This window comes from Rhodoferax sp. (assembly GCF_014859475.1).
Lineage (GTDB): Bacteria > Pseudomonadota > Gammaproteobacteria > Burkholderiales > Burkholderiaceae_C > Rhodoferax.
The window spans coordinates 1-4,227 of sequence record NZ_JACUUE010000211.1 but is presented as its reverse complement, the minus strand read 5'-3'; the positions used below and the strand labels follow the sequence as shown (position 1 = coordinate 4,227).

The window sequence follows — 4,227 nt, the reverse complement described above, 5'->3', positions numbered from 1 at the left end:
CCGGGGACATGGATTGCGTCACTTCGTTCGCAATGACGGGGCTGTTCATGGAAAGTCGCGCAGCAACGTGGCAACCAATGATCAAACGGCGGCGCGCCGAAACGGTTGACTCGTTCACTGGTCATAATGCGTTTTTGACCCCTCAAGGAGTACATCATGGGATTTTTCAGCAAGATACTTGACAAATTGGGCATTGGCAGCGGCGACGCAGCACCCACCACTACAGCGGCACCGGCTGCACCTGCCACTGCCCCGGTAGCCGCGCCGGCAACGCCCAGCCCGGCTGCCGCAGCGCCAGCGGCGGTCAATCCAATCGCGATGGTCGATGTCGTTGCACAAATGGAGCAGCGTGCCGCCAAGAATCCGCAGAAGCTGAACTGGAAAACATCCATCGTCGATCTGCTCAAGCTGCTTGACCTCGACAGCAGCTTTGCCGCACGCAAGGCGTTGGCCACCGAACTCGGTTGCCCCGACGAACTGATGGGTGACTCAGCCAAGATGAATATCTGGCTGCACAAGAACGTGCTCGCGCACATTGCTGCCAACGGCGGCAATATCCCGCAGGCGCTGCTGGATTAACGTGTCAGAACATCGTCATTGCGAACGCAATGACGCAATCTAGCGTGGTGGCAGCCCGTATTATTCCGGCATGACCTCTGCCTCTTCTGCCCCCGCCGCCAAACCCTCCTGGATCAGCACGCTGCGGGTCTATCTGGAGCCGGCCAGCCTGCGCATGCTCATTCTGGGCTTTTCGGCCGGCCTGCCATTGCTGCTGGTGCTGGGCACGCTGAGCTTCTGGCTGCGCGAGGCCGGCATTGACCGCACCACCATCGGTTACCTGAGCTGGGTCGGCTTGGCTTATGCCTTCAAGTGGCTTTGGGCGCCGCTGGTGGACCGGCTGCCGATTCCGCTGCTCACGCGCTGGCTTGGGCGCCGGCGCAGCTGGCTGCTGCTGTCGCAACTGGCCATCGTGTGGGGCCTGATCGCAATGTCGTTCAACGACCCACAGGTGGCGCTCACGCCTGTGGTGTGGGGCGCGCTGGCGGTGGCGTTTGGCTCGGCCACGCAGGACATCGCGCTCGATGCCTTTCGCATCGAATCGGCCGACATCAGCCGCCAGGCCGCGCTGGCGGCGTCTTACCAGACCGGTTACCGGCTGGCCATGATCTGGGCTGGTGCCGGCGTGTTGTGGATTGCCGCCGGGGCGCAAACCGTGGGCATCAGCGGCTACCAGCACGGTGCCTGGCACACCGCTTACCTGGTGATGGCGGCCAGCATGGCGCTAGGCATTGTCACCGTGCTGCTGTCGCCCGAGCCGCTGCGCCGCCCCATGCCCGCCGCCAAGAACGCCCTGGACTGGCTGCACGGCGCGCTGATCGAGCCCTTTGCCGACTTTTTGCGCCGCTACAAGTGGCAGGCAGTGCTCATTCTTGCGCTGATTGCCGTCTACCGCATCAGTGACGTGGTGATGGGCATCATGGCCAACCCGTTTTATGTCGATATGGGCTACACCAAGGCAGAGGTTGCCACCGTGACCAAGATTTACGGCGTCATCATGACACTGGCCGGCGCGTTCATTGGCGGCGCCATGGCCATGCGCCTGGGGGTGATGCGGGTGCTGATGCTGGGCGCGCTGCTGAGCGCCGGCACCAATCTGCTGTTTGCGGCCTTGAGCACGCGTGGCCATGACCTGACCGGGCTCATTTTTGTGATCTCGGCCGACAACCTGGCTGGCGGCATTGCCTCGGCCGCCTTCATCGCTTACCTCTCGGGCCTGACCAACGTCAACTACTCGGCCACCCAATACGCGCTGTTCAGCTCCATGATGCTGCTGTTGCCCAAGTTCATCGCCGGCTATTCGGGCGTTTATGTCGATGCCTTCGGCTACCAGCACTTTTTCACGGCCACGGCGCTGCTGGGCGCGCCGGTGTTGCTGCTGGTGTGGCTGGCCGCGCGTGTCAGGCAAGCCTGATTTACCCAACTTTACGCGGCCTTCAAACGCTGGATGAGACCCGCCACTAGACTCATGCCAATGAACCAACAGCTGCTGATGATCGAAGACGATGCGCGCCTGGCCAACATGGTGAGCGAGTATCTGGGCCAGTCCGGCTACCAGGTCGCGCACGCCGGTGACGGCCAAACCGGCTTGAACACCTTGCAGAAACAAGCTGCAGAGCTGGTGATTCTGGACCTGATGCTGCCTGACATGGACGGCCTGGAAGTGTGCCGACGCATCCGTGCCCTGCCCGGCGCGCTGGCGCAAACGCCCATTCTGATGCTCACCGCCAAAGGCGACCCAATGGACCGCATCATCGGCCTGGAAATGGGTGCGGACGACTACCTGCCCAAACCCTTCGAGCCGCGCGAGTTGCTGGCGCGCATCCGCGCCGTGCTGCGCCGCCATGGCGATGGTGGCGCCATGGGCAATGGCAATGTGATGCGCTTTGGCAGCCTGGAAATCGACCGCGATGCGCGTGTGGTCAGCGTGGCCGGCCAGGTCTGCGACCTGACCTCTTACCAGTTTGACCTGCTGGTGGCTTTGGGCGAGCGCGCCGGGCGCGTGCTCACGCGCGACCAGATCATGGAGGCCGTGCGCGGGCGCGAGCTCGAAGCCTTCGACCGCTCCATCGACGTGCACATGGGCCGCATCCGCGCCGCCATCGAGCTTGATGCCAAGGCGCCCAAACGCATCCTCACGGTGCGCGGCGTGGGTTACGTGTTTGCCCGCCAGCAGGATTGATGCTTAATAAACTCTACATTCGCATCTGGCTGGCCGTGGTGCTGGCCGTGGCCGTGCTCATTTTGCTGGTGGGCTGGGCCTGGCGGCTCGCGGCCGAACCACCCTTGCGCGATATCGAAATTCGCGACCAGGCCGGTCAGATCATTGGCAAGGGACGTTCCCGCGCGTATTCTGGCGACGAGTCACCCGGGCCGCGTCGGCGTGATCTGCAAGGCCAAGGCATGCATCACCCCGAGCGCAGCATGATGACAACACCGCCGCCAGGCCAAACCAGCGCCGAAGCCTCTGCAGGCAGCGGCGACGCCACCCCCGGCCCCGAGTTTGTGGTGCGCATGCACGACGGCCAGACCATGCGCATGCACCTGATGCGCGCGCCCGCCTCGTTCTGGAGCCGCCCACCGTTTGGCTTTGCCTGGATGCTGGTGTGGGTGGGCATTGCCGTGGCGCTGGCCACTTACCCGATCGTGCGCACGCTCACACGCCGGCTGGAGCGCCTGCAGAACGGCGTGCAGCAGTGGGGCGAAGGCGATTTGTCAACCCGCGTCTCTGAGGCCGGTCAGGACGAAGTGGCCTTTCTGGCCAGGCGTTTCAACCAGGCCGCCGAGCGCGTGCAGACCTTGGTGCAGTCGCACGAGGCGCTGCTGGCCTCGCAAAAATCGCTGCTGGCCAATGCCTCGCACGAATTGCGCTCGCCGCTAACGCGCATCCGCATGGGGCTGGAACTGATGGGTGCCGGCACACCAGCGTCCAAGGCCGAGATTACGCGCAACATCAATGAGCTCGACCAGCTGATCGACGAGATTTTGCTGGCCAGCCGCCTCGATGCGCGCGAGGCCGATTTGGGCACCGAGGAGTCGGTGGACCTGATTGGCCTGGCGGCCGAGGAATGCGCCCGCGTCAATGCCGAGCTTGACCTGCCGCCGGATTTGAATGCTGACCCGGCCGAGCTGGAGCTGGCCGTGCCGGGCATCAGCAAACTGCTGCGCCGGGCCGTGCGCAACCTGCTGGAAAACGCGCGCCGCTATGGCGCCGGCGACATCCGCTTGAGTCTGAGCCAGACGCCAAGCCAGGTGGTGATCCGGGTTTCGGACCACGGGCCTGGCGTGCCGGAGGATTTGCGTGAGCGCATTTTCGAGCCCTTTTACCGTCTGCCGGGCGCCACCGAGCGCGACGGCGGTGTGGGCCTGGGCCTGGCGCTGGTCAAAGCCATCGCCGAGCGGCATGGCGGCCGGGTGGCTTGTGAAGACGGGCCTGATGGCGGTGCCGTATTCGTGCTCGAGCTGCCAAAAAAATACCTGTAAAACCCCCCAAATGGGGGATATTCAAAACCATGAACGCCCCTTATATTTCATACCACTGCTGTCACAGTCAGAAGCACATGCCAAGTCAGCGTCTTTTTTGATGAAGTCTTTGAGATCATGGGGTTTCCAACGACGTTCCTCCCACGGGGGAACTTTACAAGCCACCTTCGGGTGGCTTTTTTTTGA

Annotated in this window: 5 protein-coding genes; all 5 read left to right on the top strand. The window is 63.3% G+C overall.

Features of this window, described 5'->3' with window-relative positions; genetic code table 11:
* Positions 1-182, top strand: a 182-nt coding sequence (locus IBX54_RS13140) for a hypothetical protein (RefSeq protein WP_296543107.1), incomplete at its 5' end; no start/stop codon positions are given.
* Positions 157-579, top strand: coding sequence for a DUF3597 domain-containing protein (locus IBX54_RS13135; protein WP_296543106.1), 423 nt, complete (start codon positions 157-159; stop codon positions 577-579). The genes IBX54_RS13140 and IBX54_RS13135, both read left to right, overlap by 26 nt.
* 70 nt (positions 580-649) lie before the next feature.
* Positions 650-1,972 carry an AmpG family muropeptide MFS transporter gene (locus IBX54_RS13130; RefSeq protein WP_296543105.1) on the top strand — a complete coding sequence of 441 codons (1,323 nt, stop codon included), beginning with the start codon at positions 650-652 and terminating at the stop codon, positions 1,970-1,972.
* A 60-nt stretch (positions 1,973-2,032) separates the two neighbouring features.
* Positions 2,033-2,740: a response regulator transcription factor gene (locus IBX54_RS13125; RefSeq protein WP_296543108.1), complete on the top strand. Its 708-nt coding sequence runs from the start codon at positions 2,033-2,035 to the stop codon at positions 2,738-2,740.
* On the top strand, positions 2,740-4,041 hold the full coding sequence (locus tag IBX54_RS13120) for an ATP-binding protein (protein ID WP_296543104.1): 1,302 nt from the start codon (positions 2,740-2,742) through the stop codon (positions 4,039-4,041). The genes IBX54_RS13125 and IBX54_RS13120 overlap by 1 nt, the downstream gene beginning before the upstream one ends.
* Positions 4,042-4,227: the final 186 nt, after the last annotated feature.

Coding starts and splice junctions, on each gene's coding strand:
- IBX54_RS13135 (WP_296543106.1), top strand. CDS start 157: ATGGGATTTTTCAGCAAGATACTTGACAAATTGGGCATTGGCAGCGGC.
- IBX54_RS13130 (WP_296543105.1), top strand. CDS start 650: ATGACCTCTGCCTCTTCTGCCCCCGCCGCCAAACCCTCCTGGATCAGC.
- IBX54_RS13125 (WP_296543108.1), top strand. CDS start 2,033: ATGAACCAACAGCTGCTGATGATCGAAGACGATGCGCGCCTGGCCAAC.
- IBX54_RS13120 (WP_296543104.1), top strand. CDS start 2,740: ATGCTTAATAAACTCTACATTCGCATCTGGCTGGCCGTGGTGCTGGCC.